The 16,927-nt window shown below is 70.9% G+C and carries 16 protein-coding genes; 6 read left to right on the top strand and 10 right to left on the bottom strand.

The genetic code is table 11. The features are described 5' to 3' along the window. Nucleotides 1-44 precede the first annotated feature (44 nt). Together ACFVYA_RS01475 and ACFVYA_RS01470 are read right to left on the bottom strand one after the other, a co-directional pair. Nucleotides 45-1,115, bottom strand: a complete 1,071-nt coding sequence (locus tag ACFVYA_RS01475; RefSeq protein WP_387041090.1) for an LLM class flavin-dependent oxidoreductase — start codon at nt 1,113-1,115, stop codon at nt 45-47. Nucleotides 1,116-1,141: 26 nt separating this feature from the next. Beyond that, on the bottom strand, nt 1,142-2,026 hold the full coding sequence (locus ACFVYA_RS01470) for a TIGR03621 family F420-dependent LLM class oxidoreductase (protein WP_387041087.1): 885 nt from the start codon (nt 2,024-2,026) through the stop codon (nt 1,142-1,144). Nucleotides 2,027-2,173: 147 nt separating this feature from the next. On the opposite strand from ACFVYA_RS01470, the gene ACFVYA_RS01465 reads away from it, so the two are divergent. Next, nucleotides 2,174-3,166 carry a Gfo/Idh/MocA family protein gene (locus ACFVYA_RS01465; protein WP_387041084.1) on the top strand — a complete coding sequence of 331 codons (993 nt, stop codon included), beginning with the start codon at nt 2,174-2,176 and terminating at the stop codon, nt 3,164-3,166. A 24-nt stretch (nt 3,167-3,190) separates the two neighbouring features. Then, entirely contained in the window at nt 3,191-4,489 is a 1,299-nt protein-coding gene (locus ACFVYA_RS01460; RefSeq protein ID WP_387041230.1) for an aminotransferase class III-fold pyridoxal phosphate-dependent enzyme, read from the top strand. A gap of 53 nt (nt 4,490-4,542) precedes the next feature. Here ACFVYA_RS01460 and ACFVYA_RS01455 read toward each other — a convergent pair whose 3' ends face one another. After that, the gene (locus ACFVYA_RS01455; RefSeq protein WP_387041227.1) at nt 4,543-5,166 is read right to left on the bottom strand and encodes a dTDP-4-dehydrorhamnose 3,5-epimerase family protein; all 624 of its coding nucleotides are present in this window, start codon (nt 5,164-5,166) and stop codon (nt 4,543-4,545) included. A 30-nt stretch (nt 5,167-5,196) separates the two neighbouring features. Then, nucleotides 5,197-6,408 carry a glycosyltransferase gene (locus ACFVYA_RS01450; RefSeq protein WP_387041081.1) on the bottom strand — a complete coding sequence of 404 codons (1,212 nt, stop codon included), beginning with the start codon at nt 6,406-6,408 and terminating at the stop codon, nt 5,197-5,199. Between the two features lie 135 nt (nt 6,409-6,543). Here ACFVYA_RS01450 and rfbH point away from each other — a divergent pair, with 135 nt between their 5' ends. The 4 genes from rfbH (at nt 6,544) to ACFVYA_RS01430 (ending at nt 10,999) form a co-directional block, all read left to right on the top strand. After that, complete coding sequence (rfbH, locus tag ACFVYA_RS01445; RefSeq protein WP_387041079.1) at nt 6,544-7,851, top strand: lipopolysaccharide biosynthesis protein RfbH; 1,308 nt, start codon at nt 6,544-6,546, stop codon at nt 7,849-7,851. Nucleotides 7,852-7,908: 57 nt separating this feature from the next. Continuing rightward, the gene (locus ACFVYA_RS01440; RefSeq protein ID WP_285988071.1) at nt 7,909-9,174 is read left to right on the top strand and encodes a cytochrome P450; all 1,266 of its coding nucleotides are present in this window, start codon (nt 7,909-7,911) and stop codon (nt 9,172-9,174) included. Nucleotides 9,175-9,202: 28 nt separating this feature from the next. Continuing rightward, the gene (locus ACFVYA_RS01435) at nt 9,203-10,414 is read left to right on the top strand and encodes a cytochrome P450 (protein WP_387041076.1); all 1,212 of its coding nucleotides are present in this window, start codon (nt 9,203-9,205) and stop codon (nt 10,412-10,414) included. A gap of 96 nt (nt 10,415-10,510) precedes the next feature. Continuing rightward, on the top strand, nt 10,511-10,999 hold the full coding sequence (locus ACFVYA_RS01430) for a pyridoxamine 5'-phosphate oxidase family protein (RefSeq protein ID WP_387041074.1): 489 nt from the start codon (nt 10,511-10,513) through the stop codon (nt 10,997-10,999). A gap of 6 nt (nt 11,000-11,005) precedes the next feature. Here ACFVYA_RS01430 and ACFVYA_RS01425 read toward each other — a convergent pair whose 3' ends face one another. From ACFVYA_RS01425 to ACFVYA_RS01400, 6 genes are all read right to left on the bottom strand, one after another. Then, entirely contained in the window at nt 11,006-11,734 is a 729-nt protein-coding gene (locus tag ACFVYA_RS01425; RefSeq protein ID WP_387041071.1) for a TetR/AcrR family transcriptional regulator, read from the bottom strand. 86 nt (nt 11,735-11,820) lie between these two features. Further along, entirely contained in the window at nt 11,821-13,329 is a 1,509-nt protein-coding gene (locus ACFVYA_RS01420; RefSeq protein WP_387041224.1) for a DHA2 family efflux MFS transporter permease subunit, read from the bottom strand. 140 nt (nt 13,330-13,469) lie between these two features. Then, the gene (locus ACFVYA_RS01415) at nt 13,470-14,402 is read right to left on the bottom strand and encodes an alpha/beta hydrolase (protein WP_285988067.1); all 933 of its coding nucleotides are present in this window, start codon (nt 14,400-14,402) and stop codon (nt 13,470-13,472) included. A 77-nt stretch (nt 14,403-14,479) separates the two neighbouring features. Further along, a complete protein-coding gene (locus tag ACFVYA_RS01410; protein WP_285988066.1) occupies nt 14,480-15,247 on the bottom strand; it encodes a PIG-L deacetylase family protein in 768 nt (255 codons plus the stop codon). A gap of 66 nt (nt 15,248-15,313) precedes the next feature. After that, a complete protein-coding gene (gene rifN / locus ACFVYA_RS01405; RefSeq protein ID WP_285988065.1) occupies nt 15,314-16,225 on the bottom strand; it encodes a kanosamine kinase in 912 nt (303 codons plus the stop codon). Between the two features lie 4 nt (nt 16,226-16,229). Further along, a complete protein-coding gene (locus ACFVYA_RS01400; RefSeq protein WP_285988064.1) occupies nt 16,230-16,925 on the bottom strand; it encodes an HAD-IA family hydrolase in 696 nt (231 codons plus the stop codon). Nucleotides 16,926-16,927: the final 2 nt, after the last annotated feature.

Here is a 16,927-nt window from a genome sequence, read left to right as displayed (position 1 = left end):
GCACCGCGCGGCGGGCATCCCCCGACCTGATAGGAACCGGGTGGTCAGCGGAACGCGGGCATGACCTCGGCGGCGAAGAACTTCAGCAGCTTCTTCATCTCCTCGAGCGGCATCTGCCGCGTCGAGCCGAAGTCGCACAACAGGTTGCCGTACCCCATGTCCTGAATGGACCGGATCTGGCCGATGACGCGCTCGGGATCGCCGATGACCTCCAGCTGGTTCCAGGCGAAGTCCTTTTCGGCCGAGAGGTCCTTGAGGCGTTCCAGGTGGTACTCGTAGCTCTTCGCGGCCCCGCCGGTCTTCAGGTCGATCGGCGCGTTGCCCGCCAGGAAGACCCGGGTCCGGTCGAACGCCGCCTCGAACCGGGCTTGCTCTTCGCGGGCCCGCTCGTCGGACTCGGCGACGTACACCACGCGGCTGGCGACGAGTTCGGTGTCCACCGCGTCGATCCCGTGGGCGGCGGCGGTCTCGTGCCAGGTCCGCGCGGCCTCGGCGATCCGCGCGAAGGGGGCGGCCGGGTCGGCCAGGATCGGCAGGCCGCGGGCGGCGTACTTCCGCACGGTCTCGGGGCTGATCGCGGCCACGTGCAGCGGTGGGTGCGGCCGCTGCACCGGCCTGGGGAACAGCGTCAGGGGGTGGGTGGTCTCGTGGAACCGGCCCTGGTATTCGAACTTCTCCGTGGTGAAGAGGCCGAGCAGCACGTCGAGGCACTCGTCGAACCGGTCGCGGGATTCGGCGAGGTCGAGCCCGAAGTTCTCGAACTCGATGCTCTGGTAGCCGCGGCCGATGCCGAGCTCGAGCCGGCCGCCCGAGAGCAGGTCCACCATCGCGGCCTCCTCGGCCACGTGGATCGGGTTGCGCAGCGGCAGCACGACGATCCCGGTGCCGAGCCGGAGCCGTTCGGTCCGGCCCGCCAGGTGGGCGAGCATGGTGAGGGTGTTCGGCACGGTGCCGAAGTCGTGGAAGTGGTGCTCGGCCATCCACACGCCGTCGAAGCCGAGCTCCTCCAGGAGCTCCACGAGCTCGACGTGGTAGCCGTAGACCTCCGGCGCGCTCATCCCCGCGAACTGGTGGAAGAGGTGGAAGGTGGAGAACTTCATCGGGCGGTTCGCCACGGGCGGGCTCCCTTCGTCGTGGTCCCCTACTTCCCGTGCAGGAGATCGATGACCGGGGCGAGCGCTTCGAGGTTGTGCTCGAGCACGGTGAAGTAGCTGAACCCGTAGCGCTCCCGGTGGGTTTCGAGTTGTTCGGCGATCTGCGCGGCGGTGCCGACGAGCACGGTCGGCAGTTCGGCGAGCTGCCCGACCGTGCGCTCGGGCATCCGCCGGTGCACCGCTTCCAGGCCGGCCCGGCGATCGGCGGTGACGTCGACGCAGTGGGCGAAGACGTTCAGTTCGACCTCCGCCGCCCGCGTGCCGAGCGCGGCCTTGGCGAACCCGACCCGGTCGGTGAGCTCGGCGGCGTCGGCCAGCAGCATCTTGTGCGAGGCCGTGGCGCCGATGAACGCGATGGTGTCCGCGTGCTCGGCGGCCAGGGTGAGCAGGCCGTTCCCGCGTCCGCCCAGCAGCAGTGGCGGCCCGCCCGGCTGCGCCGGCCGCGGCTGGTGCGCCGGATCGGCGTAGCTCTTCTTGAGCTCCTTGATCGTCCGTTCCAGGTGATCGAGCCGTTGCCGGGCCTTCGGAAAGGGAATCCCGGCGGCGTCGAACTCCGCTTCGACGTATCCCGCACCGAGGCCGAGTTCGAGCCGGCCGCCGGTGAGCTGGTCGGTGCCGGTGACCTCCCGGGCGAGCAGCACGGGATGGTAGAACCCGGCGTTGAGGACGAAGGTCGTGAGCCGGACGCGTTCGGTGTTCTCCGCGGCCAGCACCAGCGCCGGAAACGGCGCCGGCATGCCCAGGTGATCACCCACCCCGATGACGTCGTAGCCGAGTTCCTCGGCCTTGCGGCATTTTTCGACCCAAGCTCGCCGCGGCGCGGGTGTAATGAGGTCGACCCCGAACCGGAACGGCTTCCTCCCAGTGGCCATAAGGGCAAAGTACCAATCATCCGATCCGTTGTCCGGCCCTTTCCTCGCGCACGATCGCTATCAGGACGGGGGATGCCCGGATCGGCGGCCCTGTCCTAACGTGGCGGGCGAACCGTGCCGGAATCGTGCGTCCGTGAAGGAGATCCCGTGGCCCCACTGCGCATCGGGATCATGGGATGCGCGAGCATCGCGCTCCGGAAGATGCTGCCCGCCATGGCGGCCCTGCCCCGCACGGAAATCGCGGCGATCGCCAGCCGGAACGCCGGCAAGGCCGGGGAAATCGCGCGCGCCTACGCGTGCCGCGCGGTCGAGGGGTATTCGGCACTGCTGGACCTCGACGACGTCGAAGCCGTCTACATCCCGCTGCCGAACGCGACGCACGCCGGCTGGATCGAGCGCGCACTGGCCGCCGGCAAGCACGTGCTCGCCGAGAAACCGTTGACCACCAGTGTTTCCCGCACGCGGGACCTGATCGCCGCGGCGCGGTCGGCCGGGCTCGTACTGATGGAGAACGTCATGTTCCTCCACCACAGCCAGCACGTGGCGGTCCGGGACCTGCTGGCCGGCGGCGCGATCGGCGAGCTGCGGGCGTTCCACGCCGCGTTCGCCGTGCCGGCCCGCCCGTCCGACGACATCCGCCACCGCGCCGAGCTCGGCGGCGGTGCGCTGCTGGACACCGGCGTCTACCCGGTGCGCGCGGCGATGTCCTTCCTTGGCGGCGAAGTCGACGTCGTCTCGGCGGTGCTCACCCGGCGCCACGGCCATCCCGTCGACTCCGCCGGGCAGGCGCTGCTGTGCACCGGCGACGGCGTGGGCGCGTCCGCGACCTTCGGGATCGACCACGCCTACCGGTCCGGGTACGAGCTCTGGGGCAGTGAGGGCCGGATCGTGCTCGACCACGCCTTCACCCCGCCCGCCGACCACATCCCGTTGGTCCGCCTGGAACGACGTTCGGGCGTTGACGAAATCCCGCTGCCGCCCGACGATCAGGTGGCGAACACGCTCACCGCCTTCGCCGCGGCCGTCCGTTCGGGACGGCTGCCCGACAACGACGACGTGGCCCGGCAGGCCGTGCTCGTCGACGACATCCGCACCAAGGCAAGGCTTTACGTCGATCACGCCACCGAGCCGGTGGGCTGAGGCCAGGAGGAACAGATCGTGACGATGACCGCGCAGAAAGCGCCGTCCCAGCTGCTGGCGGCCCGGCTGCAGATCCCCCCGATCCCCTACAGCCACGCCGCCGGGTCCTGGGTGTACGCCTCCGACGGCACGCGCTACCTCGACGGCGCCAGCGGAATCGTCAACGTGAACATCGGCCACGCCCACCCCACGGTGGTCGAGGCCCTGCGGGACCAGGTCGGGATCTGCACCTACGCCAGCCCGGGCACGTTCGCGCCCGACTTGATGGAGCAGCTGGCCGCGGCCACCGCCCGGGCGGTGCACCGGCCGGACGACCGGGTCATGTTCACCCCCACCGGCACGCACGCGACGGAATCCGCCATCGCGCTGGCCCGGCTGGTGCAGCGCGCCCGCGGCGAAGAGGGACGGCACAAGATCCTGACGTCGACGCTGGGCTACCACGGCAACAGCGCGTTCGTGCTCGCCCTGTCGGGCCACCGGTCCCGGCGTCCGCACGAGGACGACAGCTTCGGCCTCGCTCCGGCGTTCAACCCGCCGTACCCCGGCCAGCACCTCGACTGCCCGTTCGGCGCCTGCCGGGTCGACTGCGTGCGGGCGGTGCGCGACGCGATCGTCGCGGCCGGCCCGCAGACCGTCGCCGCGGTGCTGCTGGAACCGGTCAACGGCACGACCGGCGGCGGTTACGTCCCGCCGGCGGGATACCTGCGGGCACTGCGCGAGGTCTGCGACGAGTTCGGCGTCCTCGTCGTCCACGACGAGGTCCTCACCGGGCTGGGCCGCTGCGGGCTGCCGCTGGCCTCGCACCACACACCGGGTTCGGCGGCCGACATCGTCACGCTGTCGAAGGGCCTCGGCGCGGGGTACGTCCCGCTGGCGGCCACGATGATCTCGCCGAACCTGGCCGAGGACATCATGGCCAGCGGAAAGTGGCTGCCGCTGATGGGCACGATGTCGGCGACGCCGCTGCAGGGCCGGGCCGGGCTGGCGGTGCTGTCGGTGCTCGACGACCTGGGTGCCCTCGACCGCGACGAGGTCCGCGGCGCGGCTGTGGGCCGGCTCGTGGCCGACGCGGTGCGCGGCCGGCCGGTGGTGACCGACGTCCGTGGGCTCGGGTACTTCCACGGCATCGAGCTGGCCCCCGGCACGATCGGCGACGTCATGCGGATCACCCGGAGCAAGGGCCTGCTGCTGTACCCGTACGTCGGCTTCCGCCCGGACCGCACCGGAGAGGGCTTGCTGGTGGCCCCGCCGCTCAACGCGACCGACGGCGATCTCGACTTCCTCGGCGAGACACTGCGTACCTCGCTCGAACAGATCGCCTGAGGACCTGAAGAAAGGCCCGGGACCGTGGTCCCGGGCCTTTTCTCGTTGCCGGTTCAGGAAGCGGCGGCGACCTCGGTCAGCCGCACGCGCGCCTCCCGCAGCGCCAGGCACTCCTCGTAACGCGGCAGCAGACCCAGCTCCCCCGCCTCCCGCAACGTCGGCGCCGCCGCGTCGCGCTCGGACAGGATGGGCTCGCCCGGCAGGTTCAGCGGGAGGCCGATCGCGGGATCCAGCGGGTGCACGGTGAGCACCTCCGCGGGCCGGTAGAGGTCGGACAGCAGGTACTGGACGCACGTGTCGTCCTCCAGCGCCACGAAGGCGTGGCCGAGGCCTTCCTCGACGTGGACGGCGGTGCCGCCGCGGGAGCCGAGCACGATCATGTCCCACTGCCCGAACGTCGGGGAGCCCGTCCGCACGTCGACGACGAAGTCGAGCAGCGAACCCCGCAGGCACGTCACGAACTTGGCCAGGCCGGGCGGGGTCATCGCCCCGTGCACGCCGCGGACGACGTTGCGGCACGACGTCGAGACGTTCGTCTGCAGGAACCTCGGCCGGTAGCCGAGCGCCTCGGTGAGCACGTCCTCGCGGTAGACCTCGAAGAAGTCGCCGCGCTCGTCTCCGAACGGCTGGGACGTGACCAGGTGCGCGCCGTCGATGGCCAGCGGCCGGACGGCCATGCTGCGGGTGCTGACGCTACCCATGTCCTCTTAGGACGCTTCCCGGACGAGCTGCTCGATGCGCAGCGCCACCTCGTTCGGCGACGGGAGGGCGGCGATCTCGCGGGCGAGCTCGCCCGCGGCCGCCTTGAACGCCGGGTCGGCGACCAGCTCGCCGCACGTCTTCGCGATGACCTCGCTCGTGGCCTCCTCGGGTGAGAGCACGACCGCGGCGCCGGTGTCGGCGAGCCGGCGGGCCATGTCGCAGGCGCGGTAGAGGTTGGGGTCCGGGATCAGCACCTGGGGCACGCCGAAGCTCAGGCCCGTCATCATGGTGCTGCCGCCGGTCTGGTGCACCAGGACGTCACACGTGGGCGCGACGACGTCCAGCGGGATCCAGCCCGCCCGCACGTTCTTCAGCCGCTCACGCAGTTCCGGCGCCGCGTCCTCGGTGACGGCGACGAGGACTTCGGCGTCCAGGGTGGCGACCTGCTCGACGACGCCCTGCAGGAAGTCGTACTGGTTGTAGTTCGCGACGCCAGTGCCGATCGTGACGCCGATCCGGGTGCCCGCGCCCTTGGTGTACATCCACGGTTCCAGCACCGACTGCGAGTTGCCCGGGATCCACCGCATCGGCTGGCCGCCCTCGAGATCTTCGGGCAGCAGGCTCGGCGGCGCGATCTCGATCGTCATGGCGGGCTCGGGCAGGCCGTCCAGGCCGAGCTCCTTCAGCTGCTCGCGCAGCTGGTCTTCGGCGCCGGAGTCCATCCGCCGCGGGCTGTGGATGTCCCAGGCGTGGCGCACGTACGGCACGCCGAGGTGGGCGGCCAGCAGCGGGCCGGCGTAGGAGGTGACGCCGCTGACGATGACGTCCGGCCGCCAGTCCTTGCTGAACGCCAGCAGGGCGTCCAGGGTCACGTACTCCATGTGCGCGTACCAGCGGCCCGCCATGATTTCGCGCTCTTCCGGGTCCTCCGGGACGTGCGTCAGGCCGCTTTCGGCGATGACCTGCCGCGGGGTGACGCCCGGGGCGGTGGTCCGCACCGCGGACAACCCGACGCCGGCGATCGTGTCGACCATCTCGTCGACCGACGCCGTGGTCATCACCTGGTGCCCGGCGTTGCGCAGGGCGTTCGCGAGCGGAACGTGGCTGAACACCGTCGACGGGGCGACCCCGGCGAGATTAAGAACCTTCACAAGATCGTCCTCCCAGGGGTGGCTCGTGGTCGGCTCCAGCTTGCCCACGACACCGCCGCCAGCCATCACCAACGCGGGTAGTTCCGGCCGGTTGCCCGGAGCGGCCTACCACGTTGAGGGATGTCCCGTAACGCGGGCGCTTCTAGCGTCACTGGAGCGTTAGGTCCGCAACCGCACCCGACCGCAGGGGATCGATACGACATGGTCGACTCAGCCCGATCGGACCTGCTGGCGCAGGTCCGCGACTACCACGACGCCCAGTCCCCCGGGCCGGCGCCGTTCATCCCGGGGCAGACGCCGATCCTGTCGTCCGGGGCGGTGCTGGACGCCGCCGACCGCGAAGCCGTGGTGGCCGCCGCGCTCGACCTGCGCATCGCCTCCGGCACCATCGCGACGAAGTTCGAGTCGTCCTTCGCCCGGAAACTCAAGCGGCGCAAGGCGGTGCTGACGAACTCCGGCTCCTCGGCGAACCTGCTGGCGCTGAGCACGCTGACGTCCCCGACGCTGGGCGACGAGCAGCTCAAGCCCGGCGACGAGGTCGTGACGGTCGCGGCCGGCTTCCCGACCACGGTGAACCCGATCCTGCAGAACGGCATGATCCCGGTGTTCGTCGACATCGAACTCGGCACGTACAACACGACGGCCGAGCGGGTCGAGGCCGCGATCTCCCCGCGCACGCGCGCCATCATGATCGCGCACACGCTGGGAAATCCTTTCCCCGTCGCGGAAATCGCCGAGATCGCGAAGCGCCACGGCTGCCACCTCATCGAAGACAACTGCGATGCCGTCGGCTCGACGTACCACGGGCAGCTCACCGGCACGTTCGGCCGGTTCTCGACGGTGTCCTTCTACCCCGCCCACCACCTGACCATGGGTGAGGGCGGCATGCTGCTGTCCTCGGACATCAAGCTGGCCAAGCTGGCGAAGTCGTTCCGCGACTGGGGCCGCGACTGCTGGTGCGAGCCCGGCGAGGACGACCGCTGCCTGAAGCGGTTCGACCTGCACCTCGGCACGCTGCCGGAGGCCTACGACCACAAGTACGTCTTCTCCGAGGTCGGCTACAACCTCAAGAGCACCGACATCCACGCCGCGCTCGGGCTGAGCCAGCTGGCGAAGCTGCCGGACTTCATCGACGCCCGCAAGCGCAACTGGCGCCAGCTGCGCGAGGGCCTCGACGGCCTGCCCGGGCTGATCCTGCCGGAGGCGACGCCGGGCAGCGACCCGAGCTGGTTCGGCTTCATCATCACGGTGAAACCCGACGCGGGCTTCGACGTCCCGGAGGTCGTCGAGTACCTGGAGGCGCGCAACATCCGCACCCGGCGGCTGTTCGCGGGCAACCTGACCCGCCACCCCGCCTACATCGGCAAACCACAGCGCATCGCGGGGCCGCTGACCAACAGCGACATCGTCACCGAGCGGACGTTCTGGATCGGCGTCTATCCGGGCATCACCACGGAAATGATCGAGTACGTGATCGGCACGCTCAAGGAGTTCGTCGCCACGCACTGACCGAGTGCCGTCCACTGTGGACTTCGCTGCCGAGTTCCAACACGAAAGGAAGGGCCCATGACCACCACTGCCGAGACTTCGGCCGAACCGGTCGACCTGTTCTCCCCGGAAGTGGTCGCCGACCCGTGGGGAGCGCACGCGGCCGTCCGCGAGGCGCCGACGCTGCAGATCGGCGGCTTCATGGGCGGGCCGCCGATGTACCTGGCCGCCCGCTACGAGGACGTGCGCCAGGTCCTCATGGACCAGCGGTTCCAGTGCAACCCGCTGGCCGATTCGCCCGCCGAGGACATCCGCAACGGCGTCTTCCGGCACCTGGACATGCCGGAGGAGCTGATCCCCTGGCTGAAGAACCTCATCAACGCCTCCGACGGCGAGGAGCACGCCCGGCTGCGCAAGCTGGTCTCCTACGCGCTGACCGCGCACCGGGTCGGCAAGTTCCGCCCCCGGGTCGAGGCGCTGACCGCGGAGCTGCTCGACAAGCTCGAGGCGGCCGGAGGCGACGGCACGCCGATCGACCTCGTCGAGTCGTTCTGCTACCCGCTGCCGGTCACCGTGATCTGCGAGCTGGTCGGCGTCGACCACGAAGACCGTCCACAGTGGCGCGCGTGGAGTGACGCGATGGCCACCCTGGACGGCAAGCGGCTCCCGGAAGAAGTGCGCAAGACCCTCGCCGCCGCCCGCGGGATGATCGAGCGGCGGCGCGCCGAGCCGAAGGACGACATGGTCACCGCGCTCGTCGAGGCGCAGGCCAAGAACCCCGGCATCGCCACCGACGACGAACTGGTCGGGGTCCTGTTCAGCCTGGTCACCGCCGGGCACCAGACGACGACCTACCTGATCGGCAACTCGGTGCTGGCCCTGCACGAGCACCCGGACCAGCTCGCGCGGCTGAAGGCCGACCCGACGCTGTGGCCGCAGGCCGTGCGCGAACTGCAGCGCCTGGGCCCGATCCAGTTCGGGCAGCCGCGGTTCGCGACCGAGGACATCGAGGTGGGTGGCACGGTGATCCCCCGCGGGATGCCCGTGGTGCCGCTGATCATGGCCGCCAACAGCGACCCGCGGAAGTTCCCCGAGCCGGAGAAGCTGCAGATCGACCGGCTCGCCGTCGGCAGCGAAAGCCACCTCGGCTTCGGCAAGGGCATCCACCGCTGCCTCGGCCAGCACGTCGCCTACCTGGAGGCGGAAGTGGCGCTGCGCGGGCTGTACACGCGGTTCCCGGACATGACGCTGGCGGTGCCGCGCGAGGAGATCCCCTGGATCCTGCGGCCCGGCTTCACCCGGACCAAGGACCTCCCGGTGCGGCTCGTCCGGCCGGCGTCCTGAGCCAGCTCGTCGCTTGAGGAGGATTCCCTTGACGGAGACCGTCGCCTTCCCGCAAGACCGCACCTGCCCGTACCGGCCGGCGCCGGGCTACGAGCCGCTCGCCGACCGGCGCCCGATCGCCGAGGTCACCCTCTACGACGGCCGCAAGGCCTGGGCGGTCACCGGGCACGAGCTGGCCCGCAAGCTCCTGACCGACCAGCGCATCTCCAGTGACCGGACCAATCCCGCGTGGCCGATGGTCAGCGCGGCCGCGGCCGTCGAGTTCACCGACGTCCAGCAGAAGGTCATCAAGCTGCTCACCGCGCTGGTGGGCGTCGACGGCCCGGCCCACCGGGCGCGGCGCAAGCTGGTGCAGGCGGGGTTCACGGTCAAGCGGATCGACTCCCTGCGGCCGAAGATCCAGGCGATCGTCGACCGGCAGATCGACGAGATGATCGCCGAAGGCGCTCCGGCGGACCTGCTCAAGAAGTTCGCCTCGCCGGTGCCGCTGATGGCGTTGTGCGATCTGCTCGGCATCCCGCACGAGGACCAGGACTACTTCGAGAAGAAGGCCCACCAGATCCTGTTCGGGCCGGACGCCGGCGGGGCCTACGACGAGCTGATGGCCTACCTGTCGAAGCTCATCGACAAGGCCCAGCAGAACCCCACCGAGGAGGGCTTCCTGCAGGCCCTGCTCGCCGAGCGCGACCCGTCGAGCGACATCGACCACGAGGAAATCCTCCAGATGTTCCTCATCGTGCTGGTGACCGGGCACGACACGACGTCGAGCTCGATCGGGCTGGGCGCGTTCACCCTGCTGCAGCACCCGGAGAAGCTGGCCGAGCTGCGGGCGGACCCGTCGCTGATGCCCGCCGCGGTGGACGAGCTGACCCGGTTCGTGGTCGTCCCCGACGGCCTGCAGCGGGTGGCCGCGGACGACATCGAGGTCGACGCGGACACCACCATCCGCAAGGGTGACGGCGTGTTCTTCCTCTTCTCGCTCATCAACCGCGACGAGGAAGCGTACGACCAGGGCGACACGCTCGACTGGCACCGACCGACGTTCCGCGACCACCTGACATACGGGTTCGGGACGCACCAGTGCGCGGGGATGAACCACGCGCGCGCCATCATGGAAATCGCTTTCCAGCGGCTGATCGACCGGCTGCCGGGATTGCGCCTGGCCGTCCCGGCCAACGAAGTCCGGGTCAAGCCGGGAGACGCGTTCCAGGGACTGGCGGAGCTGCCCGTCGCTTGGTAGCGCGTCCTCTGTCCGCTTCGGCCGGCCGGTTTCCGGCCGGCCGAAGCGGCTTTCGGTGGAACACCACGTCTGGAGGGGATCTCGGTGGACCTGAGCATGACCGAGCGGGAACAGCAGGAGTTCCTGGCCGACAAGCACATCGGCGTGCTGGCGTTGCACCGGCGAAGCGGGCCGCCACTGGCGGTACCGATGTGGTACGGCTACGAGCCCGGCGGCGACGTGCTGTTGTGGACCGACGGCGAGGACACCTTGAAGGGCAGGCTGATCAAGAAAAACGGCGCCTTCACCTTGGTGGTGCAGAACGAGGATCCGCCCTACCGGTACGTTTCCGTGTCCGGGCCGGTGACGGCGTGGGAGGAAGCCACCGTCGAGGCCGCGTACTCGGTGGCGTCGCGGTACCTGCCCGAGCGGCAGGCGCGGGAGTTCGTCGAGGCGTTCAACGCGGGCCACGTGATCATCAGGATGACGCCGGACCGCTGGCGCAGCGTCGACTACGGCAAGACGTCGAACGTCCTCACCGACAGCGAAGGTACCCGGCTGCGGGAACACGTGCAGACGGCCCGGCGCGGGCGCGGGCGCGACTGAGCGGCGTCACCCGCCGGCGACCATGCCGGTGAACAGCCAGTTCAGCCCGCGGTCGAAGTCCCGATCCCGCAGTTCCCCGATCGACTGGTCGCCGTCCCGCTCCAGCAGGCCGCCCTGTTCCAGCGTCGAGGACATCGCCGCCATGCTGCCCGTCACCTCGGCCGCGAACTCCTCCGCCGTGCGCCCCGTCTCGGCGAGGTGCTCCAGCCAGCGGCTCTCCGTCGCCGTGAAGCCGTAGACGTACTGGAAAAGCACGTTCAGCGCCGCCGAGCGGTCCTTCAGCGGCAACGGTGAACGGGCCATCACCGCCTGGGCGCACTCGGTGAAGCGGAGACTGCTCGGGCCGATGTTCAGGTACTCGCCGTAGCAGCGGATCGCCCACGGGTGGGCCACCATCGTGCGGCGCCACGCGCGGGCGAGGGCGCGAAGGTCCTCGCGCCAGTCGTTGCCGTCGTCGATCGACGGGAGCTCGATCTCGCCCGCCACCGCGTCGAGGGCCAGCTCCAGCAGGTCGTCCTTGTTCGCGACGTACCAGTACACCGACATCGGGGTGACGTTGAGTTCCTCGGCCAGCAGCCGCATCGAGAACTTCGCGTCGCCCTCGGCGTCGAGGACGCGGACCGCGGTGGCGACGATCTTTTCCCGGTCGAGCTCGGATTCGCCGGCCCGGTGCTTGCGGGCCGGCCGCGGGGAAAGCCACACGCTCTCGCGGGGCTGTGAGGCCCGTTTGCCCATCGTGGCCCTCCGTTCTCACCGGAGTTCAACGGTAAAGGGGGCAGGGTGCGTGGCGCCACGCACCCTGCCTGATCGTGGGGGCCGCCTCAGGCCGCCTGGAGCGCCTCCGACCGGGCCGCCCGGCGCAGCAGCAGGCCGGCGAGCAGGCCGCCGAGGACGACGGCCAGCGCCCCGATCAGCTCGCTGGCCCGCACGCCGCCGGCGAAGGCGTCGCGCACCTGCGCTTGCAGCTCGGGCGTCCGCGCCTCGAGCAGCGCTTCGTGCAGCGAACCGGCGGCGCCGGCACCGAGGCCGACCGGCAGCAGCGCGGCGAACCGCGAGTTGAGCACGGCGCCGAGGATGGCGACGCCGAGCCCGCTGCCGAACTGGTTCACGGTGCCCTGCACCGCGGCTCCCGATCCCGCCTTCTCGGCCGGGATCGAGGTCATGATGGCGTTGGCCATGGCGGGCATGGCCAGCGCGATGCCGCCACCCATGACGAGCAGGCCGGCCAGCATCCCGCCGTACCCGCGGTCGGGCGTGCCCAGCACGGCCACCATGGCGAGACCGACGGCGTTCAGCGTCATCCCGACGGCGATCGTCATGGCGATGCCCAGCTTCTCGAGCAGCTTCGCGCCGAGGCCGACGACGTTCAGCGCGACGACCACCAGCGCCAGCGGCGCCGTCCGGAGCCCGGCCTCCAGGGGGTCGTAGCCGAGCACGAGCTGCAGCTGCTGCGTCAGCAGGAAGACCGAGCCGCCCATCCCGAAGGCGACCAGCAGGCCGCCGGAGATCGCGCCGTTGAACCGGCGGTTGCGGAAGAAACCCATGTCGAGCATGGGGTTCGGCACGTGCAGCTCCCACCGGACGAACGCGACCAGCGCGACCACGCCGATGCCGGCCGCCACCAGGACGGTGGCCGAAGCCCAGCCGTGCTCCGGGCCGGAGATGATCGCGTAGACGATCCCGGCCATACCGATCGTGGAGAGCGCCGCACCGATCAGGTCGGGCCGGTTGCCCTGCGGGTCCTTGGATTCCGGCACGAGTTTCACCACGGCGACGCAGCCGAGCAGCGCCACCGGGATGTTGACGAGGAAGATCGAGCCCCACCAGAAGTGGGCGAGCAGCGCGCCCCCGATCAGCGGGCCGCTGGCGTACCCGAACGAGCTGACCGCGCTCCACAGCCCGATCGCCTTCGGCAGTTCCTTCTCGTCGAAGACCTGCATGACGACGGCCAGCGTGGTGGTGGTCAGCAGCGCACCGCCGATGCCCATCCCGGCCCGGGCCGCGATCAGCTGCCCGGAGGACAGGCTGAACGCCGCGGCCAGCGAACCCACGCCGAAGAGCAGAAGCCCGACGAGCAACGACCGTTTCCGGCCGTACCGGTCGCTGAAACTGCCGGCCGTCAAAAGCAGCCCGGATTGGACGAGTGCGTACGCGTTGATCATCCATTGGATATCGGCGGTGGTGGCGCCGAGATCTTCGGTGAGCTTGGGGATGGCCAGGTTCAGGACCGTGTTGTCGACCAGGACGACCAGCTGGGCCAGGGAGATGACGGCCAGGATCAGCCAGCGACGTGGATTGCGGGTTTCGGTCACCGCCACCGTGGCGTGCATTTCGCGCAAGAGGGCTCCCCCGGTAGCGAATTGCGTCCGACAAGTTCTTATACACCATATAAGGGTAGTCGGGCGGCGCGCAAGGGGCAGGCTTCGGCGGGGCTGCGAAGGCGCCGGAAGAAAGCTGCGACAAGGCCGGTTCAGCGACCGGTCACGTGCCGCAGGACCGCGAGCTGCTCCTCCTGCTCGCGCCGGCTGATCGCGGCGTCCGCGCAGCGCGCCGAGCCGTGGAACGTGCCGGGGAACAGGTGCAGCTCGACGTTCACCCCGGCCGCCTGCATCGCCACCGCGTACGCGATTCCCTCGTCCCGCAACGGGTCGAACTGCTTCACCGCGACGTACGCCGGCGGCAGCCCGCTCAGGTCGGCCGCGCGGGCCGGGGCGGCGTAGCACGGCACCGCTTCCGTCGCCCGGACACCCGGGCCGAGGTAGGCGTCCCAGCTGATCTCCGCCTGCGGCCGGTTCCACAGCGGCGTGTCGACGAACTCGCGCATGCTCGGCGTCTCGAGCCGGTCGTCCAGGACGGGTGCGTTGAGGAACTGGTACGCGAGGTGCGGCCCGCCGCGGTCGCGGGCCAGCAGCGCCAGGCCGCCGCTGAGGCAGCCGCCCGAGCTGATGCCGTAGGTGACGATCCGCCGCGGGTCCACGCCCAGCTCCTCCGCGTGACCGGCGAGCCAGCACAAGCCGGTGTAGACGTCCTCGAGCGGGCCGGGGTAGCGCGTTTCCGGCGCCAGGCGGTACTCCACCGAGACCACCACGATCCCCAGCGCGCGGGCCAGCTCGACGCACGGCACCTGGGCGACGTCGAGGTCGCCGACCACGAACCCGCCGCCGTGGATGAAGTACAGCGCGGCCGGTGTCAGCGGCCGGGCCGGGCGGTAGACGCGCAGCGCCACCTCGTGCCCGTCACCCGGCACCCGCACGTCGTCGATCCGCAGGCCCGCCGTGTCCGGCGCCGGCAGCCGATCTCTGAGCTCGCTGACCGCCGCCCGGGCCAGGGCGAGGTCACCGAGGTCGGTGACCGGCAGGGCCGGTACTGCGGTGGCGAGCTCGGGGTCGAACGCATAGACCATGGTGCCTCCGTGAAAAGACGGGCCGCACGGCGCGGGCGGGTGCCCGTGCGGTGCGGCCCGGAGAGAACAAGGGGTGGTTACGCCATGAGGTCGGTTTCGGTGATCCCCGGCCCCTGACCGGCGCGGATGAACCACTCGGTGCCGAACATGGTGCGGAACGTGTCCTCCGGCAGGTCCGTGAACAGCGTGGACTGCGGGGTGATCTGGCTGGCGTGGGCGAGCAGCGCCTTGCGCTTGTACTCGGTGTACGCGGAGACGTCGACCCGGCAGGTGAGCTCCGCCTCCGGGGTGCCGAAGTCCGGCCCCGCGGGCAGCTCGACACCGGCCTGCTCGGCGAGCACACGCTGGTTCGCCTTGATGTGCTCGCGGTTGATCGTGGACTGGAACACCTTCGGCGTGCCCGCGAGCTCCGCCGCGCGCGTGCCGACGCGGTGCACCTGGATGTGGTCGGGGTCGCCGTAGGTGCCCTTCTCGTCGTACACCGTCAGCACGTCCGCCTGCTCCTCGCGGAGGATCGCGGCAACCTTCTGCGCCGCTTCCTCGACGTCGGCCGTCTGGAACGTGCGGGCGCCGTCGGCCGCGGCCACCATCCCGGAATCGGTGTAGCCGAGGAACTCGACCCGGTCCACGCCGAGCACGTCGGCGGCCGCCCTGGCTTCGACGGCCCGGCGGTCGGCCAGCGTCTCGCCCTCGGCGAGGAGACCGTCCGGCTGGTAGCCCTGCTCGCCGCGGGTGGCGAGCACGAGGACTACGCGGTGGCCGTCCTCGTGGGCCTTGCGCAGGACGCCGCCGCAGGTGGTGGTGTCGTCGTTGGGGTGTGCGTGGAAGGAAACGAGAGTGCCCATGGCGCCGAACCTACGCACGCGAGACGCGCGCGGGATCCCGCAGGTGAGCAGTGCTGCGGGGGCGGCTCACGGCACTTCCCCGGCCGCCACCAGCCCGGCGAGGGCCACCGCGCCCCGCAACGACGACAACCCGCCCAACGCGGCCGGCTCCACCGGCAGCGGCGCCTGACCCTGACGCACCAGATCCGCCAAGAACCCCGACACCGACGGCACGATCTCCGGGATCCCGGCCGCGAAACCGCCGCCGATCAGCACCCGGTCCGGGTGGACCAGCTCCTGGACGCCGGTCACCGCGGCCGCCAGCGCCCGGGTCGTTCCTTCCAGCGCGTCCGCCGCCCACGGCTCCCCGTTGCGCAACGCGCGCTGCAGCCCGTAGTAGGTGACGTCCGCTCCGCGCAACAGGCTCGCGCGGCGGAGGGTCGCCGGGCCCGAGGCGAGCGCCTGCAGGCAGCCGCGGCGGCCGCAGACGCAGCGGACTCCGCCCATCTCCACGATCACGTGGCCGATCTCGAACGAACCCCGGCCGAGGCCGGGGCACGGCACGCCACCCAGGACCAGGCCGCCGCCGATGCCGGTGCCGATCCCGATGTACAGGAGGTTCTCGCAGCCGGATGCCCGCGCCTCGGCGAGCGCGCCGAGGTCACCGTCGTCGGCCCAGGCGACCGCCGCTTCGGGGAACAGCTTGTGCAACGCCGTTTTCAGGTCCACCCCGGTCCACTCCGGACGGCTGGGCCAGGTCGCCACCCGGCCGTCCGGGCCGACCGTGCCGGGCATCGCGACCCCGACCGCCTCCAGCGGCGTGCCGAGGCGGTCCCGCAGCCGGGCCACGTGGCCGGTGAGCTGGGCGAGGTCCTCCTCGGCGCTGTGCCGGGCTCCCCAGGAGAACGAGGTTTCCTCGACACAGACGGATCCGGTCTCGACGCGGAAGGCGACCTTCGTGCCGCCGACGTCGATGCCGAGGTGGTACGGGGTGCCCACGTCGTCAGCCGGGCACCGACGGGCAGAGCGCGAGCAGGTCGGCCGGCTGCCGCAGCACCACGTCGGGACCGGCGGCGAGCAGCTCGCCGATGTCGTCCGGAGGCGCCCACAGCGCGGCGGCCGAGGCGACGCCGGCACCTCGCGCACTCGCCAGATCGGTGGGCGCGTCACCGATCATGATGGCCAGCTCCGGCGGGACGTCCAGCAGGTCCAGCGCGTGCCGCACGATGTCGGGCGCCGGCTTGGGCCGGGCGACCTCGTCCGAGCCGATGACGTGCTCGAAGAACGGGAGCAGGCCGAGGTCGCCGAGCAGCGACCGCGCCCGCGGTCCGCTCTTGCCGGTGGCGATGGCCAGCCGCAGGCCACGGGCCCGCAGCGTCAGCAGCAGCTCGGTGACCCCGTCGAAGACCTGGACCTCGCCGGCGAGGCGGTAGCTCTCGCGGACGAAGGGTTCCTCCATCTCCAGTGGAAGGTCCATGATCCGCATGATATCGGGAAAGTATCGGCCGAGGTGGCGCCGATATTCCTCGAAGGGCGCGGGCCCGTCACCGACGACTTCGGCGTAGGCGATCGCGAAGGCCTCGCTCATCACCGCGAAGCTGTCGACGACGACCCCGTCGAGGTCGAAGATGACCGCGTGCCGGACCGGTGCCGAGGGATCGGCCCCGGCGTGCGGTCGGTCGACGATCGGGAATGTCATGG

Source organism: Amycolatopsis sp. NPDC058278, from assembly GCF_042881395.1.
GTDB lineage: Bacteria > Actinomycetota > Actinomycetes > Mycobacteriales > Pseudonocardiaceae > Amycolatopsis.
Note: the sequence above shows the minus strand (reverse complement) of the source record. Positions and strands in the feature narration are given on the sequence as shown.

Coding starts and splice junctions, on each gene's coding strand:
- ACFVYA_RS01470 (WP_387041087.1), bottom strand. CDS start 2,026: ATGGCCACTGGGAGGAAGCCGTTCCGGTTCGGGGTCGACCTCATTACA.
- ACFVYA_RS01460 (WP_387041230.1), top strand. CDS start 3,191: ATGACCGCGCAGAAAGCGCCGTCCCAGCTGCTGGCGGCCCGGCTGCAG.
- ACFVYA_RS01455 (WP_387041227.1), bottom strand. CDS start 5,166: ATGGCCGTCCGGCCGCTGGCCATCGACGGCGCGCACCTGGTCACGTCC.
- ACFVYA_RS01450 (WP_387041081.1), bottom strand. CDS start 6,408: ATGGCTGGCGGCGGTGTCGTGGGCAAGCTGGAGCCGACCACGAGCCAC.
- rfbH (WP_387041079.1), top strand. CDS start 6,544: ATGGTCGACTCAGCCCGATCGGACCTGCTGGCGCAGGTCCGCGACTAC.
- ACFVYA_RS01440 (WP_285988071.1), top strand. CDS start 7,909: ATGACCACCACTGCCGAGACTTCGGCCGAACCGGTCGACCTGTTCTCC.
- ACFVYA_RS01430 (WP_387041074.1), top strand. CDS start 10,511: ATGACCGAGCGGGAACAGCAGGAGTTCCTGGCCGACAAGCACATCGGC.
- ACFVYA_RS01425 (WP_387041071.1), bottom strand. CDS start 11,734: ATGGGCAAACGGGCCTCACAGCCCCGCGAGAGCGTGTGGCTTTCCCCG.
- ACFVYA_RS01420 (WP_387041224.1), bottom strand. CDS start 13,329: ATGCACGCCACGGTGGCGGTGACCGAAACCCGCAATCCACGTCGCTGG.
- ACFVYA_RS01415 (WP_285988067.1), bottom strand. CDS start 14,402: ATGGTCTATGCGTTCGACCCCGAGCTCGCCACCGCAGTACCGGCCCTG.
- ACFVYA_RS01410 (WP_285988066.1), bottom strand. CDS start 15,247: ATGGGCACTCTCGTTTCCTTCCACGCACACCCCAACGACGACACCACC.
- ACFVYA_RS01400 (WP_285988064.1), bottom strand. CDS start 16,925: ATGACATTCCCGATCGTCGACCGACCGCACGCCGGGGCCGATCCCTCG.